This is a genomic window from Roseibium sp. (assembly GCF_965216085.1).
Classification (GTDB): Bacteria; Pseudomonadota; Alphaproteobacteria; order Rhizobiales; family Stappiaceae; genus Roseibium.
The window spans coordinates 3900152-3921471 of sequence record NZ_OZ244138.1; the positions used below are offsets into that span (position 1 = coordinate 3900152).

A 21320-nucleotide genomic window follows, 5' to 3' on the forward strand; every position below is an offset into this window, starting at 1 on the left:
ATGGCCTTTTTGAGGGCGTTTCAATACCCTCTGATCGGGTGGACTTGACGGTTTCGGGAGATGACCAGCGGTTTTGTGGTCTTTGGGCGGTCGTTTCTCAGGCGCCTGAGAAATGACCGCTTATCCATACATTGGCGAGAGTGTGAGCCTTCAATGCCATATACGACTTCCTGCCATTGCGGCGCCGTCTCAGTGGAAATGCAGCGGCGGATCAAAAAACTCACCAGATGCAACTGCTCGATTTGCCGCCGGTATGGAGCGCTTTGGGCCTACCAGCAAAGAAAAGCCATCACGGTGACGGCGGACAAGGGGGCGTTAAAGTCCTACGCCTGGGGAAAGAAAAGCATTGAGTATTTCCGCTGCAACAATTGTGGCTGCATCACTCATTACGAACGGACAGACCGCCGTCCCGACGGGTCTGACATGAGCGCGGTGAATATGTGCAACATCATAGATCCCGCAAGTATCGCCGCCGTCCCAATCCGCCTGCTGGACGGAGCTGGCTCCTGGAAGGTGCTCCGCGAGGCGGCCGAGCCAGATCTACTTGGTTCGCCGGTAGAAGAACGCCGGGAAGATTGACCTTCACCACTGCTGTAAAGCGATGATACCGGAGTACCTTCATGAAGCAGCCAAGCCTACAGTTGTTCCTGTGTAGCAGGATCGAATTCTATTCCCTCGAATGAGGGATAGACACCTTCGACAGATCCTAAAAGTCCGCCAAACGCAACAACAGTGATGTACCACTTCCCCTCGTCAAGGAGTGCCAAATACTGTGCCGAAACCCTAGTGCGGCCAAACACGTTTGATTTGCCGACGGTTACAGATGGAAGGATTACATAAGGTGTTCCATCTGCGGTTTCCTTAAATTCTGCGTTGTCCCAACCGAGCGTAAAAGTCTCAATTTTATTTCCGATGTTCTTGTCTATCGCTTCGGTATCCTGCACATAAAGCCCAACCCATCGGTCAGGCTCTAAGTCTGCGAACCCACGTGCAGCCACGTATCGTTCCAAGAGTCGTGGCGGAAAAGCTGCCCCTATGGCCCAATAGTCCTTTTCCAGAACGGCAGCCTCATACCGTACAACCATCCCCGCCAAGGCGCCCCGCTCTTCCGATGTCAAACTACGTGCAAAGGCTGAATAACTCATTGTTATCAATAAGATGATGCAAATTATGCGGCAAGTCATGATGATGCACTCCTCATCTCCGCTTGGGGCACACTCCAACTGAAACTCGAGCGACCGCCCCACCAATATTTTTGATTTCAAGCTCCCTGGAATATGCTTCTCATTCTTCGAGAAGTGGCTAATGGCCCACCAGATAACAGTCGGCGAAGGTCCAGGTAATTTCAAAATACACTAAGGACCCGAAAAACGCACAACCTGCGATTAAATGATTTGTTTGTCGATATCTGTTTCAGACGGTTTCAATGCTACATTACGGTATTGCTCTAATTTTCACGAGCACTTCGCCTCAGTGCAGCATCCAATCGAGATCCCACACAGGACAAGGCTCTCAAGCTGACCTAAACATTGCACAAATATACAGAGATCAATTCCGACAACCCACCGCCTTTGCAACGACCTCTTCGGCGTTGCTGTCGTGCGATGCAACAACGGCAAGTCCAGGTAGTTTTTCCTTCAATCGCCGGACTTTGGCAAAAGAGGCCAGAACCGTCTCCTTGTCCCCGGTCCCAGGGACGACATCTTGCTCGAGGAGACGGGTTTCATAGGTGAGATCCCCCACCAGCAGAATTGGGTCCCATCCGGCTTGCCGAATCAGCAAGGACATTGAGCCAGATGTGTGCCCAGGGGTTGGCAGCAATACCATTGAGCCGTCGCCAAAAACATCATGGGCCCCATCAAAGTCTTCCAGGATCGGGTCGTCGGTCGGTTTGAACGAAATCTGATGCCATTTTGCGGACGGGATTTCTATGTGCTCGCGCAGGATCCATTCCCGTTCCGGGTGGGGTTCGGATAAAATGGCCCACTCCCGCTCATTCACTATCAGATCGGCTTGTGGAATTTGTGCGATCCCGCCGACATGATCAAAATGCAGATGCGAGATGATAGCCATCCGGATATCGCTAGCATCGAAGCCTGCCCGCTTGAGCACATGGTCAACACGGTCACCTTCGCTGATCTCCAGCCGGAATATCCATGGCAGCAAAAACCGTCCGACGGCCTGTTTGATATAGCTTTTGTCCGACAGAATGGCCGGATCAATTCCGGTGTCGAACAAGACCAAACCCTCACGGTGTTTGATGAGGAAAAAATAGAGTGGCAGGGGCACCCACTCGTTTGAAAAGAAAACCCACCAAAGCCGCGGCATCCGGCTGCCGAACCGATGTTCCTTGTGTTGCTCGCCGTGACCGCCGTTCAAAACCTGGACTGAAGTAATCAGTTGATCGGGTTGGCCGGTCGAGGCCGGCGAATGGGAGTTTGTATCGGTCATTGGCGATCCCCCTCAATGCGGCCGCATGGATGCTGGGTATCTTCGGTTCTCTACCAGGTTTTCTGCGGCCGTATTCAACAGGGAAATCATGATCTCAAGACGAATGAAACGCCTTGACTTGCCTCAACGCGTGTTCTGAAGACCGTTACCAAACGCATATCCGAGGCAGCGGGAGATCCCCTATTGCTTCGCCTTTAAAATAGCCCGAAATTTAAAATTAGGGGCGTTCAACACCTACCGGAAGAACTGCTGCCACAATAGAAAGACTGCGAGTAAAATGAGAGTGCCTCCAAGCAACCTATTGAGCAGAATCCGCCGGGTTGGCGTGCGCATATACCGCTCTACTTGGCTGCCAAACACCGCCCAGCTTCCAATTCCAAAGAAGCAAATGACGCAATAAAGGCATACGAAGAAATAGAGCGCCGATGGGTTTTGATCGAGTTCAAACAGGCCAACAGCGGCAATGCAGGCACCCCATGCCTTTGGGTTAAGCCATTGCAGAGCGGCTCCTTGCCAAAAGCTCGGCTTTGTATGGTCGCCCTCGTTCAAATCGCCGCTGGATGTCAGCAATTTGAAACCGAAATAAACAATCAGACCAGCTCCGAGAAACGTCAGCGTATCAATCACAAATCCGTAGCGCTGAGCGATCGCAGAAAGCCCTAGCCCAATCAAAAACAACAACAGCGTAAATCCGGCCGTCGCGCCTGAAACAAACCCAAGAGCATTGCGAACTCCCAGATTCAGGCCCGTTGACAGCGTGATCAAATTCACAGGCCCAGGTGAAATTGACATCGTCAGCGCAAAAAGCGCCATTGCAGCGGTTTGATCCATTTGGCTTTCCCCTTTTCAGCCGAAGGTAGGCAGCCAAAATTCAACAAACAAGTTGAAGTATTTGATCTCATAATTAAATTGAGCTGCATAATGATTGAACATCTAAAGTCCATCGCAGTCTTTACGGAGGTCGTGCGTTCAGGCCAGTTTCGCACTGCGGCAGATCGCTTGAAAATGACCCCATCCGCAATCAGCTATCACATCCGGGCATTGGAAGAAGCTGTCGGGTCGCCCCTGCTTTACCGGTCCACCCGGCGGTTCACCCTAACGGCCAGTGGAGAAAAACTATTCAAATCTGCGGAGTTGATGTTGAATGCGGCCCAGGCGGGATTTTCCAGTGCGCAGTCAAATCAAACCGGGTTATCCGGCCGGTTGCGGATCACTCTGACATCGGCGCTTTCCCACTCGTTTGTATTTGAAAGCATTTCCCGGTTTGCCGTGGATCACCGCAAAATCGATTTGCAACTCCATTTCGACAATCGGGAAACAGATCTTGTGGCTGAGCGGATCGACGTCGCGATCCGGATTGGGAAGCTTCGAGACTCAAGTTTGCTATGCAAGCTGTTGTGGGACATGCCCCGAGTGCTGGTCGCCAGCCCAGACTTTGTTCGCAGGCACGGACCTTTTGAGAAACCGAAGGATCTGCATGGCGTTCCCTGGATCAAGTCTGACGGTATGGAAACCAAACGCGAGATGAAAAGCGCAGATGGCGCGGTTACCCAAATAGAGCAAGCGGGAAACATAACGGTCAACAGCATAGAAGCGATGGTGGACCTAACAAGCAACGGCGCTGGCCTGTCTTCGCCACCGGTGCATTTTGTCGAGAACAAAATCGCATCCGGTGAACTGGTCACCTGTCTGCCCGATTATTGCCTCACCAGCCTACCGGTCTATGCAATCTGGCATCGAACCACCGTGCCAAATCCAATGGCTAGAGCGTTTATTGACCGCCTTTCAGAATCAGCAGCTCGCAGGAACAGGCCATCCAACACCGAGTAACTCGTTCACGACTAAGGTGTTGCACGGGAGAATGGGGCTTTGTCCAGTCGTCTAGGCCGCTTGATTTGGCGAGCAAGCGCCGCTGCGTGTCACGCAGAAGAACGCGGACAGCCCCTCACCGGTATTTCGCCGCCGTGATGAACTCACCAAAGGCTTCGCACCAGACAAGAACGGTTGTGTAATCTTCGAGGTTGATGCTCTCCGGGACATCCAGAATGAAACCATTGAAAGTCTTCACATCGCCGATCCGAGCGGACCTATTCTTAACGTTCAGGAACTGCGCTTCGTCTTCAACAAACTCTTTGACAAGATAGAGCTTATAGTCCGGGCCGGGTGCAAGGCTTCCTTCATGAACAATCTGCCCTGATGAAAGGCTGATTTTGCCCTCGCCCCAATGCAGAAAATCGCTGCCCTTCAAATCCCGTGTTAGCTCTGCCGAATAGACCGCCGATTTGCTTGCTTCGACCAAAGCCGCCTGCTCTGGTCCATCCGGTTCTGTCAGAATGGGCAGGAGATAGATTCCAAGGGCGAAACCAATGGCCAGCATCGCCCCGTGAGAGATGATCAGAGCAAGACGGCGAAACATTTGATGTCCTTCCGAAACCATGTGTGACGCTTAAACGTAAGATCTCAAACAAGTGACGCAATCAAGCCTCGATAACAGTTTTGTGCCATATGCATCCGCGCGATCTCATCAGGATAGTCACAACCTAAACAACCGATTTCAGCCAATCCCATCAACTATTTCTTAAACTCGGTCCTCCTGACCATGGTGGTTCCGTCAATTGACGCCCGGCCGCAATCTCATACGGTGTATTCTCATCAACAACCACTTGAGATTGCGATTCGAAATCATGACCAAACTCCATTCGGGTTCCTGCCTGTGCGGGTCAGTCGAGTTCACTGTCGAGGGCGATTTTGACGGCCTGTTCTTGTGTCACTGCACGAGTTGTCAGAAGGATACCGGGTCCGCTTATGCGGCGATCCTGGCCTCATCGAGTGCCAAGTTGAACTGGCAGACCGGGGCTAAGGATGTGGCAACCTTTACACTTCCGGATAAAAGCCATGCCAGAAGCTTCTGTGCCCAATGCGGCTCGGCCCTGCCGATTTTGAAACACGACGGGGCCCTTTTGACGGTGCCCGCCGGAAGCCTTAAAGAGAACCCTGAAGCCCCGCCTGTCGGGCATATCTTTATGGCTGAAAAGGCAGGTTGGGACGAGAAACTGGAAGATGTTCCGAAATACGATGCGTTTCCGGGTTGAACTCTTCTGGAACTGTTACGGATTCAGGCCGCCCCTAAGCGGCGGCCTCGTCTCCGGGCTCTGTCCGCCATCCGAGGTCGGTCAGTGTAACAATCCGGTTGCCGCGTAGATCCGTGGCACACACTAGAAAACCGCGCTCCTCCATATGGCTGAGCAGCCAGCGGGCACGGCCGGGTGATCGGGTGCCATAGGCGGTCGCAATTTCAATATTTCCCGGACATGGCGCTTTCGCGAGCGCGGCTTTAGCAAGCAGCAGATAAACCCCGCGCATGTCTTCCGGCAGTTCGGAAGCGATCAATTCAGCCTGCTGCCAAGCGCCGTCATCCACCTCGCCTTTTTCAACTCCGGCACGGGCCACCGACAGCTTTTCTCGGAAGGTCTGCAGATCCGGCGTGCCACCGGCCAGCTTGGCAATCCGGCAGCGAACCTGGAAATCCTGATATAGGGTGGCGATCGGCTGAAACGCCGCCTCGTCTTCATCGAGGATTTGACCAATGATCTCGTCGATTTTTTCTTCCCGTGCGCCATGTTCAAACAGGTTGTCGGCCTGCGGTGTATCGGCTTCAGCCGCTTCTCCGGCGCTGGTTAACTGATCCAGCACCTCACCAGTTGAGACGACCGGTTCGGCCACGCGCGAGCGCATGGGTATTTCATCCGGCGAGCGGGTGAAAATCAGGTCCTTGGCTTCTTCTTTCGGCTGTTCCGGCAAGGGCATCAGCTTTGGCCCGCCGCCGCGGCCAGCCGTTTCCACTGGACCGATCTTGACCGGGATTGGGCGCCGCGAGACAGCCGGCCCAAGAGCTATGAAATGGCCGCGGTCCAGGTTGCGGAAACTTTCCGCCTGACGCCGCTCCATACCGAGCAGGTCGGCGGCGCGCGCCATGTCGATATCGAGGAACGTCCGACCCATCAGGAAGTTGGAGGCCTCCGCAGCAACGTTCTTGGCAAGTTTTGCCAGGCGCTGGGTGGCAATGATGCCTGCAAGGCCGCGTTTCCGGCCGCGGCACATCAGATCGGTCATGGCCCCGAGGGACCGTCGGCGCGCTTCCTCCGTGACTTCCCCAGCGGCTGCAGGCGCAAACAGCTGGGCTTCGTCGACCACCACAAGCATTGGGTACCAGAGATCCCGGTCGGCATCGAACAAGCCATCCAGGAACGTCGCTGCTGCTTTCATTTGCCGGTCGGCGTCGAGGCCTTCAAGATTGAGCACGACGGATACCCGGTGTTGACGCACACGCCCGGCGATCATCTTTAAGTCTTTTTCGGTCCCGACCGCATCAACGACCACGTGGCCATATTTGTCGGCCAGCGTGACGAAATCACCTTCCGGATCGATAATGGCCTGCTGCACCCAATTGGCAGATTGCTCCAACAGTCTGCGCAACAGATGCGACTTTCCGGACCCGGAATTGCCCTGCACCAGCAAACGGGTCGCAAGGAGTTCTTCCAGGTCGAGGCCTGCCCGCTTGCCGCCCGCCATGTCACCAATATCGATCTGAACCGTCATGCACCCCTTTGGCGCTTTAGAAGCGCCCTCGTATCTCATGTTCCGAGAATTTGCCGCAGAATGCCAGTCAGCACGATTCCTTTGCCCTTGCAAAGCAGAGGACCGGAATTCGCAGACTTTTCCCAGATATCCAATGTCGAACTGTGCCGCCTCATCCCACGTTGCACGGGATTTTGCAAGATCTGGCACGCAGAAGCATTAACCTGATTTATACGGAAGGTTTTACCGCAGCTTCATAGATTACACATACCGTTGCGTTCGATGACCTAGAAGGCGCCAAGAACCGGTAAACCCATGTCCGTAATCAAGGCTTTTCTTTTTGCTGCTTTGTTGTTGATTGCTTCTCCGGGCAAAGGTGCTCATGCGGACGCACTCTGTGAGACACCGCTAAACATCCGGGTTTCTTCCGACTATTTGCCGTTTAGCTTTAGAGATACATCGGGCGAGTTCCGCGGAATTGATGTTGTCCTTATCCAGGAACTATTTTCGGAGATTGACTGCGAGATCAACCTGGTGGCCATGCCGTTCAAAAGAGCAATCATTGAACTGGCCGCCGGACACATCGACATGATGCCCTTTGCTTCCATCACCAAGAAACGCAAGGCGTTCGCTCATTTTTCATCGCCCTACCGGTATGAAACCGCAGGTTTGATTGTCCGAACCGAAGACCTTCAAAGACTCAAGATCAATTCCCTTCAAGACGTGATCGACAACAATCTCGTGCTCGGTCACGAACAATCCGCCTACAGGGGCGGTGACTTTGAAGCCTTTCTCGCAGACCCCGTTTCCAGGCCGCACATCTACAATGTCGTCACGACAACAGAAGGGATCCGGATGCTGGAGACTTACCGGATCGATGCCTTGGTGGAATCTCCTGCAGCCATTCTGGCAGCGGCCGAGGAAATGGGGCTCGGCAGCAGGTTCGCCGAACATCCCTTTACGTTGATCAGTGATCCGGTCCATTTCATGTTTTCGAGGAAATCGGTGTCCCAAGAGCTTGTAGACGCACTTGACCTCGCGCTAGCCCGCAAGATTTCATCCACGGCCTACCAAACCTCCTATGGCAGTATGGCCCTTCCCCGCGCAGACGGTCCTGCGATGGATTAAGGCTAGTCTCAAGACTGTCGGTCGCACAGCGACTTGTCTCAGGTTTCCTCTTCACATCTCAGGTTGACGCCCCACCTTGAAAGAGACGAGAATTTCATGGGGAGGAAATTGTTCATATGAAGATCCATGCCGACTTGTCCAAACGCGCGCATGTCGATAGCGCCACTCTTGATTGGGTTGCCTCACCCATGGCCGGTGTGGAGCGGCGCATGCTGGAGCGGGACGGCGAAGAGGTTGCCAGGGCAACCAGCCTGGTCCGTTATGCGCCTGGCTCGTCTTTTTCTGCGCATTCGCATGATCTTGGCGAAGAATTTCTGGTGCTCGACGGCGTGTTTTCCGATGAAAGCGGTGATTTTCCCAAAGGCATGTATGTCCGCAACCCACCGGGCTCCAGCCACATCCCCTCCAGCGACCCCGGGGCGGTTATCCTAGTGAAACTGCGTCAAATGCAAACCGACGACGAAACGTTTGTGCGGGTTAACACCCTGGATCCGGCCGGATGGCAGGAAGGGCGCGACGGCGAACACATCCTGCCGCTCTACGTGCGTCCTGACGAAGAAGTCGTCATGCTTCAATGGCAGGCTGGCGCCGCCTTCAATCAGCAGGATTTTCCAGGCGGGGCCGAGTATTTTGTAATTGATGGCGCATTTGAGGATGAAAACGGCCGATATGACCAGGGGACCTGGCTGCGGCTTCCTGCCGGCAGCAGCCAGGCCATAAAAACGGAGCATGGCGCCCGGATTTGGCGGAAAACCGGGCATTTTCAAGAAGCTTAAGCCGCTTCGGAAAGCCGTGCAGGAAAACGCCCGGAAAAGGCAATGTCGCTGAGCGGTTTGCGCCCGCTCGGTGTTTCCTGGGACTTTAGATCGTCTGCCAATTGCGCTTTATCCCCCTGCCGGCCAATGGCAAAGGCGATTTCAGCTTTGAATCGCTCGGGAACGCCAAGGGCTTGATGAATATCATCGCGCCGCAGACCGGCCATGGCATGGCTGTGATAGCCAAGCGAAGTCGCCTGCAAAGCCGCCTGTGCCCAGGCTCCGCCCGCATCAAAAGCATGGAATACGCTTGGCACCGGACCACCCTCGCGAACACCGTCCACTAGCGTGTCTGAAAACAAAAACACAAGCGCAGAAGCCGATCCTGCCCAACCCTGATTGAAATCGTCCAGCAAGCCGAACAGCGTATCGAAGGCTGGTTCACCGCGGCGGGCATAGACGAACCGCCAGGGCTGGACATTAAAGGCGGAGGGCGCCCAGCGGGCCGCCTCTAGAACGGTTTTCAAGTCAGTATCCGGCATTTCCGAGCCGTCGAATGCGCGCGGTGACCAGCGCTTTAAAAACAAATCATCCACCGGGTGGTCAGCGGTACGGGGCATTTTCAACTCCCATCAAATCAGGATTGGTTCGATGCCTCTCACATAATCAGATTATATCTTTATTTCAAGATACTTTTTTTAAAGATATCTCCTTTCGAGTTAAAGCCCCTTTGCTGGTGTCGCCAGGACAGAGCCGAATGCCGAAGAATGAGGTCTGTACGCCGCATCCTGAGCGCACTAGGGTGACCAGGTCCATTGCCTGATCAGAACCTTACATATGCCTTATCTTTCAGAGCAAAAACGTCGGAGCGCCCTGGTTTTTGCTATGGGTGGATTGGGCGGGCTCGTCATGCTGGATGAAACCGTCCTTGGTGTCTCTCTGCCCGCAATCCAATCTGAACTTGAGCTTTCAGCGACAACCGCGCATTGGGTTTTGAACGCCTATATGCTGGCTTTCACCTGTTTTGCTGCCGTCGGCGGAAAGGCGATTGACCTTTTTGGCTTGCGGCCGGCTCTAATTGTGAGCTGTACGGTTTTTGCCGCGACCAGCCTGATTGCGGGGTTCGCTGACAGCGCCGCACTTCTGATTGCGATGCGTGTCATCCAAGGGCTGTGTGCTGCCATTATGTTCCCGATAACATTCGCTGCCGCAACTTTGACGTTCAACGTCGACGAACGCGGGCGGGCACTCGGGACTCTAGCGGGAACTGCAACAATGTTCCTGGCAGCCGGACCGATGCTCGGCGGTGCCTTGACCGAGTTTTTGTCCTGGCGCTGGGTGTTCTGGCTCAATATTCCAATTGTTGCCGCCGCAGGAACGCTGGCGTGTTTCCTTTGGCGGGCACCGGCCCGCGCAACCATGAAACCCGAGATTGACCGCATCGGCCTAGTCCTCCTTCTGGTCGGACTGACAGCGTTGATATTCGGTCTGATGGAAGGACCTGACTTCGGTTGGGGGCACAAACTGATATTCCTGAGCCTGGCCGCCGGGATCATCGTCCTTACCGTGTTTTTTCTCTGGGAAATCCGGCAATCGGCGCCACTCATTGATGTCCGCCTTTTCCAAGCTCCGGCCTTCGTTGCGGGTGTTCTGGTTTTCATGCTCACACAGATGAGCAAGATTGTTGTTGCGGTTTTGGTTCCGCAATATCTCCAAGGCGAGCTTGGCTACTCGGCATTTTGGGCGGGACTTGGAACCGTCATAGCCGTGTTGCCGATCCCGTTTCTTTCTGCTCCGGCAGGAAAGACAGCAGATACGTCGGGTTCGCGGCGGCCGGTGTTGATCGGCTTGTCCGTGCTGGTCGCTTCGAATTTATGTATTGGCGCTGCGATGCTCTTGGATAGCTACCTTTACCTTGCGCCGGTGTTGCTGCTTTGGGGAATCGCCCTGCCCTTTGCAATGATCCCGGCAGGCCGGATTACCGCCAATTCGGTGCCTAAGGAAAAACAAGGAGAGGTAAGCGGGCTGATTATTACGTTCCGCCTGATTGGAGGCACGCTTGGCGTAACTCTCGGCAGTGTGCTTTTAGCTGTTGGAGCCGGGTTTTCAGCCGTTTTCTGGATCATGGCCACATTGTTTGCACTCACCGCAGTCAATTGCCACATCACGCTCCCCCTAAAGCGGGCAGCAACTCCACGATGAAAGCGATGCTAAAGGAATATTGACATTTGGCCGCGACCATCAGTGGAAAGCGTTCGTGGAGGCAAATCTTTCTGCTTAGCTGCAACGGAGCACAACATGACGCAGAACCGGCCGCAACCCAGGCAACAAACCCTTTCCGAACTCATCGCTGACGGCACCATTCATGTGTTGGGGATCGGCCTTGGCGTGACAGCGACCGTCGTTCTGGCAATCACGCTCTGGAACAGCGGCGATTTCGCCCGCCAAATCAGTGTGCTGGTTTATGCCGCTTGCCTGATGGCGATGCTGATTTGTTCGGCGCTCTACAACATGTTTGCAACCGATCACAAAACCGGTGTGCTGAGGCGGCTCGACCACGCCGCGATTTTTTTGATGATCGCCGGAACCTACACACCGCTTGCCGCCATTATCATCGGCGGCTGGACCGGCGGAATTCTGCTTGCGATTGTCTGGAGCGGGGCTTTGGCAGGCGCGATTGTCAAACTCTTGAACTTGCAGGGAATGGACCGGCTGACCGTGCCGATCTGCCTTGCTCTTGGCTGGGTCGTTGTTTTTGTTGCCAAGCCCTTGATGGAGAATGCGTCCACCTTTGGCTTCTGGATGATTGTCGCCGGCGGTCTGCTCTACACTTGCGGCACAGTATTCTACGCCTGGAAGAACCTGAAATTCCAGAATGCCATCTGGCATGCCTTCGTGCTGGCCGCTGCTGTTTGCCACTTCGCAGCCGTGCTGCACGATGTGGCCCTCGCCGCTCCGATGCCTTAGGGAGCACCGGAGCAGAGCATATTTCTTACGTGGAGATATCTTCGTCCTTGGTCAGAACGATCACTTTTGTTCTAAGCGGTACGCGGTTGAACAGGTCAATCACATCCTGCTGCCACATGCGGATACAGCCCGATGATACGCTCCGGCCGATGGAAGACGGCTTGTTGGTACCGTGAATGCGGTAAAGCGTATCGATGCTGCCTTGCCACAGATCCATGGCGCGCGCACCGAGCGGGTTTCTGAGCCCCGCAGGAAAGCCCTTTTCCCAATACCGTTCGAGCGACGGCTTGCGGGCGATCATTTCCCGTGGAGGGCGCCAGATCGGATGCGGCCGCTTGACCCGGATCAAGGCTTCGCCGGTCCAGGCAAATCCGGCCCGCCCGACGCCGATGCCATAACGCAAAGCTTTGTCTCCCGGCAGGACCCAATAGAGAAAATTGTTATGCGGGTCGACGACCACAGTGCCGGGGCGCTCGCGCGTTTCATAATCGACAACCTGGCGCCAGTATTTCTGGTCGAACGCCTTGTAGTTGATCGCGGGCCAAGTGAAATCGCCATCGGGCAACGCTGCATAGGCAGAGGCATAATCAAATTCTTCATCCGGCAGCGCCGGCTGGTCTGGCAGACCCACCACTTGTTCATAGGTCTGGCATCCTGCCAAAGCACCTGCGGCAATCAACAGCCCCCCCTTGATCAGGCTTCTGCGGCTCACTCCTTCCGCCAGCGCGGATGTCCGATCAGCAATCTCAAATGTGTGACGCGTCATAAGGCCTCCCATATTCGGTTTCTTCTTAGGGCCTGCTTCCTGTGCGTTGCAAGTCACTTTCAACAGAGATGCCTTACATTTCAGAATTTAGCCGCTAGAGTGCATCCCTTATTCAAACAGATCCTCTGTTCCCACCTGTTGCCAACCTTCTAGAAAATCGGCCTCAACACACATGACAACGCATATCCCAGCTTTTGACGGACACAATGACACGCTTTTGAAGCTGGAAATCGATGCGATCCAGGGCAAAAATAGGGATTTCTTCGAACGTTCCGACCGGGGTCATATAGATCTGCCGCGCGCCAAAGACGGCGGTTTTGCCGGTGGCTTGTTTGCCATGTTCGTCCCGTCCAATCCGGACCAGGATTTTTCCAAACCCTTTTCACCGGATGACAAGAAAAACTTTCTGCCGCTTGATCAGAAAACCGCTCTGAGTTTCACCAACCGGCTGTTGGAACGCGCTGAGCGTCTGGAAGCAGATTCAGAGGGCAATGTCATCATTTGCCGGTCGCCGGAAGCCATCGGCGAAGCGATGGAAAAAGACCAGCTTGCGATCAGCCTCCACATTGAAGGCGCGGAAGCAATCGACACAAATTTCTATGAGTTGGAGACGTTCTATAAACGCGGCCTCCGCTCCCTTGGTCTCGTCTGGAGCCGGGAAAATGACTTTGGCTATGGTGTTCCGATGGCACATCCGGCCTCCCCGGATATTGGCCCGGGTTTGTCGGAAGCCGGCCGCGACCTGGTCCGCGCCTGCAATCAACTCGGCGTCCTTGTTGATGTCTCCCACCTCAATGAAAAGGGCTTTTGGGATGTTGCCCGGATCACCGACAAGCCGATCGTTGCCAGCCACTCCAATGTCCACGCGATTTGCGCCAACAGCCGCAACCTGACCGACAAGCAGCTCGATGCCATCAAAGAAAGCGGCGGTCTCGTCGGCATCAACTTCTTTGTTGGCTTCTTGCGGCCAGATGGCACCTTCAACCAGGATACGCCGCTGGACGTGGTTGCAGACCATGCGGCCTATTTGGTGGATCGTGTCGGTGAGGATTGTGTCGCTTTGGGCTCTGATTTTGATGGCTGCGCACCACCAAAAGATCTGAGCGATGTTGCTGGTCTGCCAAGGCTCGCGGAAGCTCTTGATGCCCGCGGTTTCACCGAAGAAACGCTGGCCAAGATTTTCAATAAGAACTGGATAAAAGCTTTGCAGGCTTCGGCGAAATAGACAGTCTTCACAGTCATTTCAATTATAAACCAAGCCTGTTCGCCGGTCTCGCGAACTTGTGACTAAACATCGCAATTTAGAGATTGCAATACAAGGCACACAGCGTGAGAATGCATGCATTGTAGTTTTTGCAGATGCTTCTTGAGATATACACTGGGTGGCAGGATAGCTGTTTCGACAATAACTGGCTTCGAATTGGGAAAAAGTCAAACAGCTACAACCACATAAACAAAACAAACAAGAGCATTTGTGTGTAGACATGCACGCCCCATCGGCCGCGCTCTCACCAACAGAGCATGGTTCATCTAGGGAGGACTGTGTGTGGTCGAACAATATGGTTCGATCGCAAGTTCAGCGGTGTGGTGCATTCGATTGATGCCGGTGTGGGGGCTAACTTGGTACTCGATTACAATGCGGTGGATCCGCAACTGCGTTACTTTCCGCAGGAACGAAGGGGACGAAAATCCTCAGCGGTTTATGAAGATATGAAGCGGCAGATCCTTGTAGGGGATCTGACCACTGACAGCACCATTACCGAACAATCCCTGGCAGACCAATATGGGTGTTCGCAAAGCACAATCCGCGAAGCCTTATTGACCCTGCAAGAAGACGGGCTGGTTATCCGCCGCGGCTATCAAGGCACGTTCGTGACCCAAACGACAAATGAAGAAGCGGTAATCCTACTGCGCCTTCGGCTCAACATCGAAATCGGTGCGATCGGGCAAATCGTTGACAATATGACCGCTGCCCGTATGGCCGAGTTGCGGACACTGGCGGCCAAATACGAGACCGCCCGGGAACAACGGTTGATCATTGACCTCTCCGAAGCCGACACTGCGTTTCACATGACATTGTTGCGCATCTCAGGCATGCCTATCCTGGAACCCGTCCTATTGCGCACGATTTTGCACCTTCATCGCTTTGTCATCACACGTCACAAGCACAAGATGGTATGGGTGGATGAAATTGCTCCATCTCATCAGGCTTTGCTGGATGCGATTGAAAGTGGGGACAAGCAGAAGTCCCGGGACATCATGACAGATCACCTGACCACCAATACGTTTGAATTGGCGGAAGATTACCGGACAGAAGTTGTTTCAAAGGTCCGGCAACGCATCACGGATCGCATCCAGGATACCTATGCCCGGCATCCTGGTTAATCTGCAAGTCTCAATGTTCAGGCGGTTTCCATCATCTGCTGCTGGGTGAGCATCGCAGCGCCTATGAGTTCTTTGGTGTAGGCCTTTTGCGGAGCTTGGAAAATATCGTCGACACTGCCTGCCTCCACCACTTGCCCACGCTGCATCACCATCACGGTATCGGACAGCGCCCGGACAACAGCCAGATCATGACTGATGAACAAATAGGTCAGATCGTGGGATTTCTGTAAGCCGCGCAGGAGTTCAACCACCTGTTTCTGAATGGTCCGATCAAGCGCTGACGTTGGCTCATCCAGAACAACCAGCTGCGGCTTCAAGACCATCGTGCGGGCAATCGCGATGCGCTGACGTTGTCCACCGGAAAACTCATGCGGATAACGGTTGCGCATGACCGGATCAAGCGACACCTCCTCGAGCGCCTGACAAGCCCGCAGGTCCCGGTCCTTGGCACTCAAAGAGGGTTCATGGACCAGAAGGCCCTCGGAGATCACCTGGCCAACCGTCATGCGCGGGCTCAACGAACCGAACGGATCCTGGAAGATCAGCTGCATGTCTTTGCGCAAGCCCCGCATGGCCGCGCGGTCCTTGCCGGAGATCACTTCGCCCTGAAAGACGACACGTCCCCCTGCTGGAAGCAGGTTCAAAATGGCGCGGCCAAGGGTGGATTTGCCCGATCCACTCTCCCCCACAATACCGAGTGTCTGCCCCCGCCGTAGAGAAAAACTAATGTCATCGACGGCTCGAAGAATATGCGCCGGGCCAAACAAGCCGGCCTCAAGCACGAATTCGACATCCACCTTCTGCGCTTCAAGAAGCACCGGCGCACTATCAGGCACCGGCGGTTTGTGACCGGTCGGCTCGGCATCCAAAAGCATTTTTGTGTAGGGATGTTCCGGTTGAGTGAAGATCTTTGCTGTCTCACCACTCTCCACCACCTCGCCGGTTTTCATCACATAAACCCTGTCGGCAATCCGCCGGACAATGCCTAAGTCATGCGTGATGAAGATCACCGCCATTCCAAGCCGTTTTTGCAGATCAGCAAGAAGATCGAGGATCTGCGCCTGGGTGGTCACATCCAAGGCGGTGGTTGGTTCGTCCGCAATCAAGACATCCGGGTCGTTGGCAAGTGCCATGGCAATCATCACCCGCTGGCGCTGCCCTCCAGACATCTCATAAGGGTAAGCTTTTATCTTGCGTTCCGGCTCAGGGATGTTGACGAGTTTTAACAGCTCCAACGCCTTGGCTTTGGCCTGTTTCCAGCTGAGTTTCCCATGAACCACCATCGGCTCGGCGAGCTGACGGCCGATGGTGTAAAGCGGATCAAGCGAAGTCATCGGTTCCTGGAAGATCATCGTGATCTTCTTGCCGCGCACCTTATTCAATTGAGATGCTGGTAGTCCAAGGATGTTCGAGTTCTGATAACGGACTTCCCCTTCTGTCCGGCCGTTGGATGCCAGCAGCCCCATCGCCGCCATCAACGTCTGGCTTTTGCCTGAACCACTTTCCCCAACGATGGCAACCGTCTCTCCAGCGCTGACATCGATGTCGACCCCGCGGACAGCATTTACGGTTCCTGTCGCCGTCTCAAAATCGACCTTCAGATCCTTGATCGCGAGGACTGGATTTTTCGTGTCTTGTGTCATGGTCGTCCTCCCCTAACGATCTTTCGGATCCAAAGCGTCACGCAAACCGTCGCCGATAAAATTCAGCGCAAACAGCGTCGATGTCAGGAAGATTGAGGGGAAGATCAGCATCCAAGCTGCACCTTGAAGGTTGCGGGCCCCTTCTGAGATCAGAACGCCCCAGCTGGTCATCGGTTCTTGAATACCGAGCCCTAGGAACGACAGAAAGCTTTCCAGGAGGATCACTTTCGGCACCAGCAAAGTCATATAGACCACCACTGGGCCCAGTGTGTTGGGAATGATATGCCGGCGTACAATACCGCCATCGCCAACGCCCATGGCTTCGGCTGCCTGAACATATTCCTGGCGCTTAATAGTGAGCGTTTGACCACGGACAATGCGGGCCATATCCAGCCATTCCACAGCGCCGACGGCGATGAACATCAAAATGAAATTCCGGCCGAAAAATACCACCAGCATGATGACGAAGAAGATAAAGGGCAGCGAATAAAGGATATCCACCACACGCATCATCATCTGATCGGTCCGTCCGCCGAGATAACCGGATGTGGCGCCATAAAGGACACCGATTGAGATCGCGACCACCGTTGCCAACAGACCGATTGTCAGAGACACACGGCCTGCAATGAAGGTTCGGGTCATCATATCTCGGCCATTGGCGTCAGTGCCAAAATAGAAGTGCAGATAGTTGACATCCGCGCGCACCGTCGCAGACTTCTTGTCGTCTGACATGTCTGTGATTTCGGCGTTCTTGAAGAGGTCACTGCGATCAAAATACCGGGTCGACTTAGGATTGATTTCCCGCCGGGACGTCACCGAAGCGATCACGGCATCACCATCACGCTGGAAACTTTCCACCGTCACACGCGCGCGTTTTGCGGCAGCCAGAAACGCCGGTTCCACTTGTTCTGCACGCGGATAGGCGGTGAGGCTCGCCGGAACCTTCACGTAGTCTCTGTAAACAGTATCAAAGTCATGCGGTGAAAGCATCGGCCCGAAGACGGAAATGATGGCGATTGTCGCCAGCACAATCATCGAAGCAACTGCTGCGCGGTTGGCGAGCAAACGATCGCGCGCATCGTCCCAGAGGGAACGGCCTCTTTCCGGCACATTTGTCATTGGAGTGGCTGCGAGAGTCATGGATCTGTTCCTCCTCAATCGTAGCGCACACGCGGATCAAGCAGCGCATAAAGCAGATCCACGACGAGGTTGAACAAAATAACGAAACAGGCAACGACCACGACGGTGCCCATGACCAGGGTGTAATCGCGGTTAAGCGCCCCTTGCACGAAGTAACGGCCAATGCCCGGGATACCAAAGATCGTCTCGATCACCACAGACCCGGTCAAAAGCGCCGCCGCTGCCGGACCCAAATAAGACACCACCGGCAGGATCGCACCCCGTAACGCATGAACCACGATGATCATGAAGTTGGTCAAACCGTAGGCTCGGGCGGTGCGCACATGGTTGGACCGGAGGGCTTCGATCATAGAACCACGGGTCAACCGGGCAACCACAGCGATTTGCGGCAGGGCCAAGGTGACCACAGGCAAGATAACATTCACAAAGGCTCCGCCATTCCAGCCCCCTACCGGCAGCCAGCCCAACCAGACGCCCAATATCAATGTCAGGATTGGAGCGACCACGAAGTTCGGTATTGTCACACCGAGGGTCGCCGCCGCCATGATGGAGTAATCCGCCGGTTTGTTTTGGCGCAGGGCCGCCATCACCCCCAAAGTTCCGCCAACAACCAGCGCAAGGCACAGAGCGCTGAGACCAAGTTGGATGGAAATCGGCAGGCTCTGGGCAAACAACTCGTTGATGGTGAAATCCCGAAAATAAAAACTCGGCCCAAAATCCAGCTGAGCAATGCTCTTTAGATAGAGCAGATATTGGGCCCAGAGCGGTTCATCGAGATGATAAATCTTGTTGAGGTTCTCCATCACCTTGGCTTCCAGCGGCCGCTCCAGATCGAACGGTCCTCCCGGGGCGATCCGAATCAGGAAAAAGGAGATGGTCACAATCAAAAACAAAGTCGGAATTGCGCCGAGCAGCCGACTGAGCACATAGCGGTGCATGAATTCGTCCCTGTCGTTTTCCAACGGTCTTTCGATGCCGTTGGCTTATGCAAAACCGGCAGAAAATTTCTGCCGGTTTCGATCTTACAAGATTACTGGGAAATACTCATCCAGCGGGACGGATGGACATTGAGGAGGTTGTCCTCAAATCCAGAAACCTTGTCGGAGACCAGGTTCATGGAGCCGTAGTACATTAGCGGGACAAACGGCAGATCGCGCATGAACATTTCTTCGGCTTGCCGCAAGATTCCCGCACGCACTTCCAGATCGACGGTCGCAGCCGCCTTGTCCATCAGCGCATCATATTCAGGGTTTTCATAACGCGCGTAGTTGAAGCCGGTATTGTCGCTTTCAACCATGAACAGGAAGTTCTGCGGATCGGAGTAGTCGCCAATCCAGCCTGCACGCGCGATGTCGAAGTCCTGACGGTCCCGCAGCATTGCATAGTGGGTCTTGGTATCCGTGTTGACCATGGAGATCTCAACACCAAGCGGCTTCCACATGTCGGCAATTGCAACGGCCGTGTTCTTATGGTTTTCCGATGTGTTGTAGTTGATGGTCAACTGCAGCGGCTTATCCGGACCAAAACCGGCGTTTTCGAGGAGCTCCAGCGCTTTATCCTCGCGGTCGATCTGATCCATGTCCTTGTAATCTGCATAGGCGGATTCGCCATAGTTGCCGATCCCTGGTGGCACAAAGGAATACCCGGCGACCATAACACCACCCCAAATTTCTTCGGCAAGAAATTCACGGTCGATCGACATTGACAACGCCCGGCGGACATCCGGGTTGTTCAACGCCTCATCCTCATGGTTCAGCGCGTAATAATAGGTGCCGAGGTACGGCGCGACACGGAACTTGTCGCCCAATTCCTCACGCATAAATGCAACCTGCTCGGTCGGTGCATCGTCATTGGTATGCAACTCGCCAGCCTGGAACCGGCGCAAGGCCGCACCGCGGTCCTCGGTTGGATAGTAGAAGACCGTGTCGATATTCACATTTCCAGCATCGTGGAAATGCGCGTTTTTGGTCGCTTTCACATGAGCGTTCGGAATGAACTCAACCAGGGTGTAGGCACCGTTGGAAACAAAGTTTTCCGGTTTAACAAAATCTGTCCCATGGGCATCGACCGTTGCAGGATGCACCGGCAGGCCGGTCTGGTGAGCCAGCAAATCGACGAAATAAGGGGTCGGCTCTTCCAGGGTGATCTCTAGCGTGGTGTCGTTGACCGCTTTGACACCGAGCTCTTCCGGTTTTTTGTCACCTTTGTTGACAGCTTCAGCATTTTTAATCGGATACAGAATATTGGCGTATTTCGCGCCTGTATCTGGTGTCATGATCCGCTGCAGCGAAAAAACGAAATCGCCAGCAGTCACCGGATCGCCATTTGACCATTTGGCATTGTCACGAAGGTTGAAGGTATAGACCGTGCCGTCGTTAGACAGGGACCAGTCAGTGGCAACCCCTGGAATGATTTTGCCAGCAGAGCTGTATGCCACGAGACCTTCATAAAGATCGCGCAGGATATGCGCTTCATAAACGGTGGAGGTTTTGTGCTGGTCGAGTGTTTCCGGGTCGGCGGTGTTGCCGCGGTGGTAGACCACTTCGGCCATGGCGGTCAGTGATGTTGCCGCCATCAGCGCAGCAGCAAGCGCAGTCGTGCGCAAGGACTTAATCATATCGTTCTCCCCTTAGGATTTTTTCGATTTAAGAAACGATAACGATATTCATTCCACGCCCATAACGTGCATTCAAGATCCGCCCACTACACATTTCGTGCCATTGGCAAATTAGGCAAGATTTTTGCGCCGAACCCGCACAATAAGGAACAATTTCTCACCACCTACCCGGTAAACTAAATAAAACACACCCAGTCAGAGCGGAATTATTCCAGCTTAACGGCAAAAGCGATATTTGCCGCTATAGGCCAAATAGGTGCCTGTATGCGGGTCAAACGATTTGTATTTTCGCGAGCAATAGGCGGTATATGCTGGTGTAAACGGCCTCAACCCGGTTTTGGTGTGCGGCACCCGTTGCGGAGCTCCTCTGTAGGCCGGCGCATAGCGTGGGGCGAGCCGCAGAGGCGGGTTGACGTAGACCCGTGACCGGTACGGATAAGCCCGGCCGTCATAGGGATGGTAGTAGTAGGGATAACCATAAGGCCGATACGGCGGGCCGTAAAACCCGCGTCCGCCATAGAAAAAACTACCGCGGTAGCCATGCCCGCCAAAGGAAAACCCGATGCCTCCGGTCCCGACATAGAACGAATCCGCCTGCGCAGGACTTGGGGCAGCTAGAATTCCAGCACCAGCCACAATTCCTAGAAAACTTAAGGCCGCAGCTGTGTATCTGCCCGCACTGGCGAGTCTGGCCAAGTGTTTGCACACCAGCGCATTAAGGTTTTGAGAAAAATTCCGATAGGCTCGACCAGTCACTTTGACGCCTCCATGGTTTGCCAATTGGTCTGCCCCTGCCTTCAGTTTTTACTATACAAGGTTTTGTCTGAAAAATCGCGGCTCCTACGATCAAAACTGCACTGCCAGCTTTACCTGCGCTTGCCACACCCCGC

At 54.3% G+C, this 21320-nt stretch carries 21 protein-coding genes; 9 read left to right on the forward strand and 12 right to left on the reverse strand.

The window, feature by feature from the left end:
• Nucleotides 1-153: 153 nt before the first annotated feature.
• Complete coding sequence (locus tag ACOOFE_RS18310; RefSeq protein WP_420411385.1) at nt 154-579, forward strand: GFA family protein; 426 nt, start codon at nt 154-156, stop codon at nt 577-579.
• Between the two features lie 56 nt (nt 580-635).
• Here ACOOFE_RS18310 and ACOOFE_RS18315 read toward each other — a convergent pair whose 3' ends face one another.
• The 3 genes from ACOOFE_RS18315 to ACOOFE_RS18325 all read right to left on the reverse strand — a co-directional run bounded on the left by ACOOFE_RS18315 (nt 636) and on the right by ACOOFE_RS18325 (nt 3282).
• Complete coding sequence (locus tag ACOOFE_RS18315; RefSeq protein WP_420411386.1) at nt 636-1184, reverse strand: hypothetical protein; 549 nt, start codon at nt 1182-1184, stop codon at nt 636-638.
• Between the two features lie 364 nt (nt 1185-1548).
• The gene (locus tag ACOOFE_RS18320; protein ID WP_420411387.1) at nt 1549-2451 is read right to left on the reverse strand and encodes an N-acyl homoserine lactonase family protein; all 903 of its coding nucleotides are present in this window, start codon (nt 2449-2451) and stop codon (nt 1549-1551) included.
• A gap of 234 nt (nt 2452-2685) precedes the next feature.
• Nucleotides 2686-3282 carry a LysE family translocator gene (locus tag ACOOFE_RS18325; protein ID WP_420411388.1) on the reverse strand — a complete coding sequence of 199 codons (597 nt, stop codon included), beginning with the start codon at nt 3280-3282 and terminating at the stop codon, nt 2686-2688.
• A gap of 90 nt (nt 3283-3372) precedes the next feature.
• Here ACOOFE_RS18325 and ACOOFE_RS18330 point away from each other — a divergent pair, with 90 nt between their 5' ends.
• Entirely contained in the window at nt 3373-4281 is a 909-nt protein-coding gene (locus ACOOFE_RS18330; RefSeq protein ID WP_420411389.1) for a LysR family transcriptional regulator, read from the forward strand.
• A 115-nt stretch (nt 4282-4396) separates the two neighbouring features.
• On the opposite strand, the gene ACOOFE_RS18335 is transcribed toward ACOOFE_RS18330, so the two are convergent.
• Complete coding sequence (locus ACOOFE_RS18335; RefSeq protein ID WP_420411390.1) at nt 4397-4867, reverse strand: DM13 domain-containing protein; 471 nt, start codon at nt 4865-4867, stop codon at nt 4397-4399.
• Nucleotides 4868-5135: 268 nt separating this feature from the next.
• Here ACOOFE_RS18335 and ACOOFE_RS18340 point away from each other — a divergent pair, with 268 nt between their 5' ends.
• Complete coding sequence (locus ACOOFE_RS18340; RefSeq protein WP_420411391.1) at nt 5136-5543, forward strand: GFA family protein; 408 nt, start codon at nt 5136-5138, stop codon at nt 5541-5543.
• 34 nt (nt 5544-5577) lie between these two features.
• Here the strand turns inward: ACOOFE_RS18340 and ACOOFE_RS18345 are convergent, their stop codons facing one another.
• Nucleotides 5578-7050 (reverse strand): helicase HerA domain-containing protein, encoded by a 1473-nt coding sequence (locus tag ACOOFE_RS18345; RefSeq protein ID WP_420411392.1) that lies wholly within the window; start codon nt 7048-7050, stop codon nt 5578-5580.
• A 294-nt stretch (nt 7051-7344) separates the two neighbouring features.
• Here ACOOFE_RS18345 and ACOOFE_RS18350 point away from each other — a divergent pair, with 294 nt between their 5' ends.
• Complete coding sequence (locus tag ACOOFE_RS18350; protein WP_420411393.1) at nt 7345-8157, forward strand: substrate-binding periplasmic protein; 813 nt, start codon at nt 7345-7347, stop codon at nt 8155-8157.
• Between the two features lie 116 nt (nt 8158-8273).
• Nucleotides 8274-8933, forward strand: coding sequence for a cupin domain-containing protein (locus ACOOFE_RS18355; protein WP_420411394.1), 660 nt, complete (start codon nt 8274-8276; stop codon nt 8931-8933).
• On the opposite strand, the gene ACOOFE_RS18360 is transcribed toward ACOOFE_RS18355, so the two are convergent.
• Entirely contained in the window at nt 8930-9532 is a 603-nt protein-coding gene (locus ACOOFE_RS18360; RefSeq protein ID WP_420411395.1) for a nitroreductase family protein, read from the reverse strand. The two genes, ACOOFE_RS18355 and ACOOFE_RS18360, sit on opposite strands and share 4 nt — an antisense overlap.
• A gap of 217 nt (nt 9533-9749) precedes the next feature.
• On the opposite strand from ACOOFE_RS18360, the gene ACOOFE_RS18365 reads away from it, so the two are divergent.
• Nucleotides 9750-11114 carry an MFS transporter gene (locus tag ACOOFE_RS18365; RefSeq protein WP_420411396.1) on the forward strand — a complete coding sequence of 455 codons (1365 nt, stop codon included), beginning with the start codon at nt 9750-9752 and terminating at the stop codon, nt 11112-11114.
• A 96-nt stretch (nt 11115-11210) separates the two neighbouring features.
• Nucleotides 11211-11879, forward strand: a complete 669-nt coding sequence (trhA, locus tag ACOOFE_RS18370) for a PAQR family membrane homeostasis protein TrhA (RefSeq protein WP_420411397.1) — start codon at nt 11211-11213, stop codon at nt 11877-11879.
• Nucleotides 11880-11904: 25 nt separating this feature from the next.
• On the opposite strand, the gene ACOOFE_RS18375 is transcribed toward trhA, so the two are convergent.
• Complete coding sequence (locus ACOOFE_RS18375; protein WP_420411398.1) at nt 11905-12645, reverse strand: L,D-transpeptidase; 741 nt, start codon at nt 12643-12645, stop codon at nt 11905-11907.
• A 172-nt stretch (nt 12646-12817) separates the two neighbouring features.
• Here ACOOFE_RS18375 and ACOOFE_RS18380 point away from each other — a divergent pair, with 172 nt between their 5' ends.
• Nucleotides 12818-13870, forward strand: coding sequence for a dipeptidase (locus tag ACOOFE_RS18380; protein WP_420411399.1), 1053 nt, complete (start codon nt 12818-12820; stop codon nt 13868-13870).
• Nucleotides 13871-14187: 317 nt separating this feature from the next.
• Nucleotides 14188-15030 carry a GntR family transcriptional regulator gene (locus tag ACOOFE_RS18385; RefSeq protein ID WP_420411400.1) on the forward strand — a complete coding sequence of 281 codons (843 nt, stop codon included), beginning with the start codon at nt 14188-14190 and terminating at the stop codon, nt 15028-15030.
• Nucleotides 15031-15047: 17 nt separating this feature from the next.
• Here ACOOFE_RS18385 and ACOOFE_RS18390 read toward each other — a convergent pair whose 3' ends face one another.
• The 5 genes from ACOOFE_RS18390 to ACOOFE_RS18410 all read right to left on the reverse strand — a co-directional run bounded on the left by ACOOFE_RS18390 (nt 15048) and on the right by ACOOFE_RS18410 (nt 21186).
• A complete protein-coding gene (locus ACOOFE_RS18390; protein ID WP_420411401.1) occupies nt 15048-16673 on the reverse strand; it encodes an ABC transporter ATP-binding protein in 1626 nt (541 codons plus the stop codon).
• A 12-nt stretch (nt 16674-16685) separates the two neighbouring features.
• On the reverse strand, nt 16686-17813 hold the full coding sequence (locus tag ACOOFE_RS18395) for an ABC transporter permease subunit (RefSeq protein WP_420411402.1): 1128 nt from the start codon (nt 17811-17813) through the stop codon (nt 16686-16688).
• Between the two features lie 14 nt (nt 17814-17827).
• On the reverse strand, nt 17828-18751 hold the full coding sequence (gene oppB, locus ACOOFE_RS18400) for an oligopeptide ABC transporter permease OppB (RefSeq protein WP_141187696.1): 924 nt from the start codon (nt 18749-18751) through the stop codon (nt 17828-17830).
• Nucleotides 18752-18843: 92 nt separating this feature from the next.
• Nucleotides 18844-20430, reverse strand: coding sequence for a peptide ABC transporter substrate-binding protein (locus ACOOFE_RS18405; protein ID WP_420411403.1), 1587 nt, complete (start codon nt 20428-20430; stop codon nt 18844-18846).
• 216 nt (nt 20431-20646) lie between these two features.
• Nucleotides 20647-21186, reverse strand: a complete 540-nt coding sequence (locus ACOOFE_RS18410; protein ID WP_420411404.1) for a BA14K family protein — start codon at nt 21184-21186, stop codon at nt 20647-20649.
• Nucleotides 21187-21320: the final 134 nt, after the last annotated feature.

Excerpts from the sequence above, each read along its gene's own strand:
- ACOOFE_RS18310 (WP_420411385.1), top strand. The coding sequence starts at position 154 with ATGCCATATACGACTTCCTGCCATTGCGGCGCCGTCTCAGTGGAAATG.
- ACOOFE_RS18315 (WP_420411386.1), bottom strand. The coding sequence starts at position 1,184 with ATGACTTGCCGCATAATTTGCATCATCTTATTGATAACAATGAGTTAT.
- ACOOFE_RS18320 (WP_420411387.1), bottom strand. The coding sequence starts at position 2,451 with ATGACCGATACAAACTCCCATTCGCCGGCCTCGACCGGCCAACCCGAT.
- ACOOFE_RS18325 (WP_420411388.1), bottom strand. The coding sequence starts at position 3,282 with ATGGATCAAACCGCTGCAATGGCGCTTTTTGCGCTGACGATGTCAATT.
- ACOOFE_RS18330 (WP_420411389.1), top strand. The coding sequence starts at position 3,373 with ATGATTGAACATCTAAAGTCCATCGCAGTCTTTACGGAGGTCGTGCGT.
- ACOOFE_RS18335 (WP_420411390.1), bottom strand. The coding sequence starts at position 4,867 with ATGTTTCGCCGTCTTGCTCTGATCATCTCTCACGGGGCGATGCTGGCC.
- ACOOFE_RS18340 (WP_420411391.1), top strand. The coding sequence starts at position 5,136 with ATGACCAAACTCCATTCGGGTTCCTGCCTGTGCGGGTCAGTCGAGTTC.
- ACOOFE_RS18345 (WP_420411392.1), bottom strand. The coding sequence starts at position 7,050 with ATGACGGTTCAGATCGATATTGGTGACATGGCGGGCGGCAAGCGGGCA.
- ACOOFE_RS18350 (WP_420411393.1), top strand. The coding sequence starts at position 7,345 with ATGTCCGTAATCAAGGCTTTTCTTTTTGCTGCTTTGTTGTTGATTGCT.
- ACOOFE_RS18355 (WP_420411394.1), top strand. The coding sequence starts at position 8,274 with ATGAAGATCCATGCCGACTTGTCCAAACGCGCGCATGTCGATAGCGCC.
- ACOOFE_RS18360 (WP_420411395.1), bottom strand. The coding sequence starts at position 9,532 with ATGCCCCGTACCGCTGACCACCCGGTGGATGATTTGTTTTTAAAGCGC.
- ACOOFE_RS18365 (WP_420411396.1), top strand. The coding sequence starts at position 9,750 with ATGCCTTATCTTTCAGAGCAAAAACGTCGGAGCGCCCTGGTTTTTGCT.
- trhA (WP_420411397.1), top strand. The coding sequence starts at position 11,211 with ATGACGCAGAACCGGCCGCAACCCAGGCAACAAACCCTTTCCGAACTC.
- ACOOFE_RS18375 (WP_420411398.1), bottom strand. The coding sequence starts at position 12,645 with ATGACGCGTCACACATTTGAGATTGCTGATCGGACATCCGCGCTGGCG.
- ACOOFE_RS18380 (WP_420411399.1), top strand. The coding sequence starts at position 12,818 with ATGACAACGCATATCCCAGCTTTTGACGGACACAATGACACGCTTTTG.
- ACOOFE_RS18390 (WP_420411401.1), bottom strand. The coding sequence starts at position 16,673 with ATGACACAAGACACGAAAAATCCAGTCCTCGCGATCAAGGATCTGAAG.
- ACOOFE_RS18395 (WP_420411402.1), bottom strand. The coding sequence starts at position 17,813 with ATGACTCTCGCAGCCACTCCAATGACAAATGTGCCGGAAAGAGGCCGT.
- oppB (WP_141187696.1), bottom strand. The coding sequence starts at position 18,751 with ATGCACCGCTATGTGCTCAGTCGGCTGCTCGGCGCAATTCCGACTTTG.
- ACOOFE_RS18405 (WP_420411403.1), bottom strand. The coding sequence starts at position 20,430 with ATGATTAAGTCCTTGCGCACGACTGCGCTTGCTGCTGCGCTGATGGCG.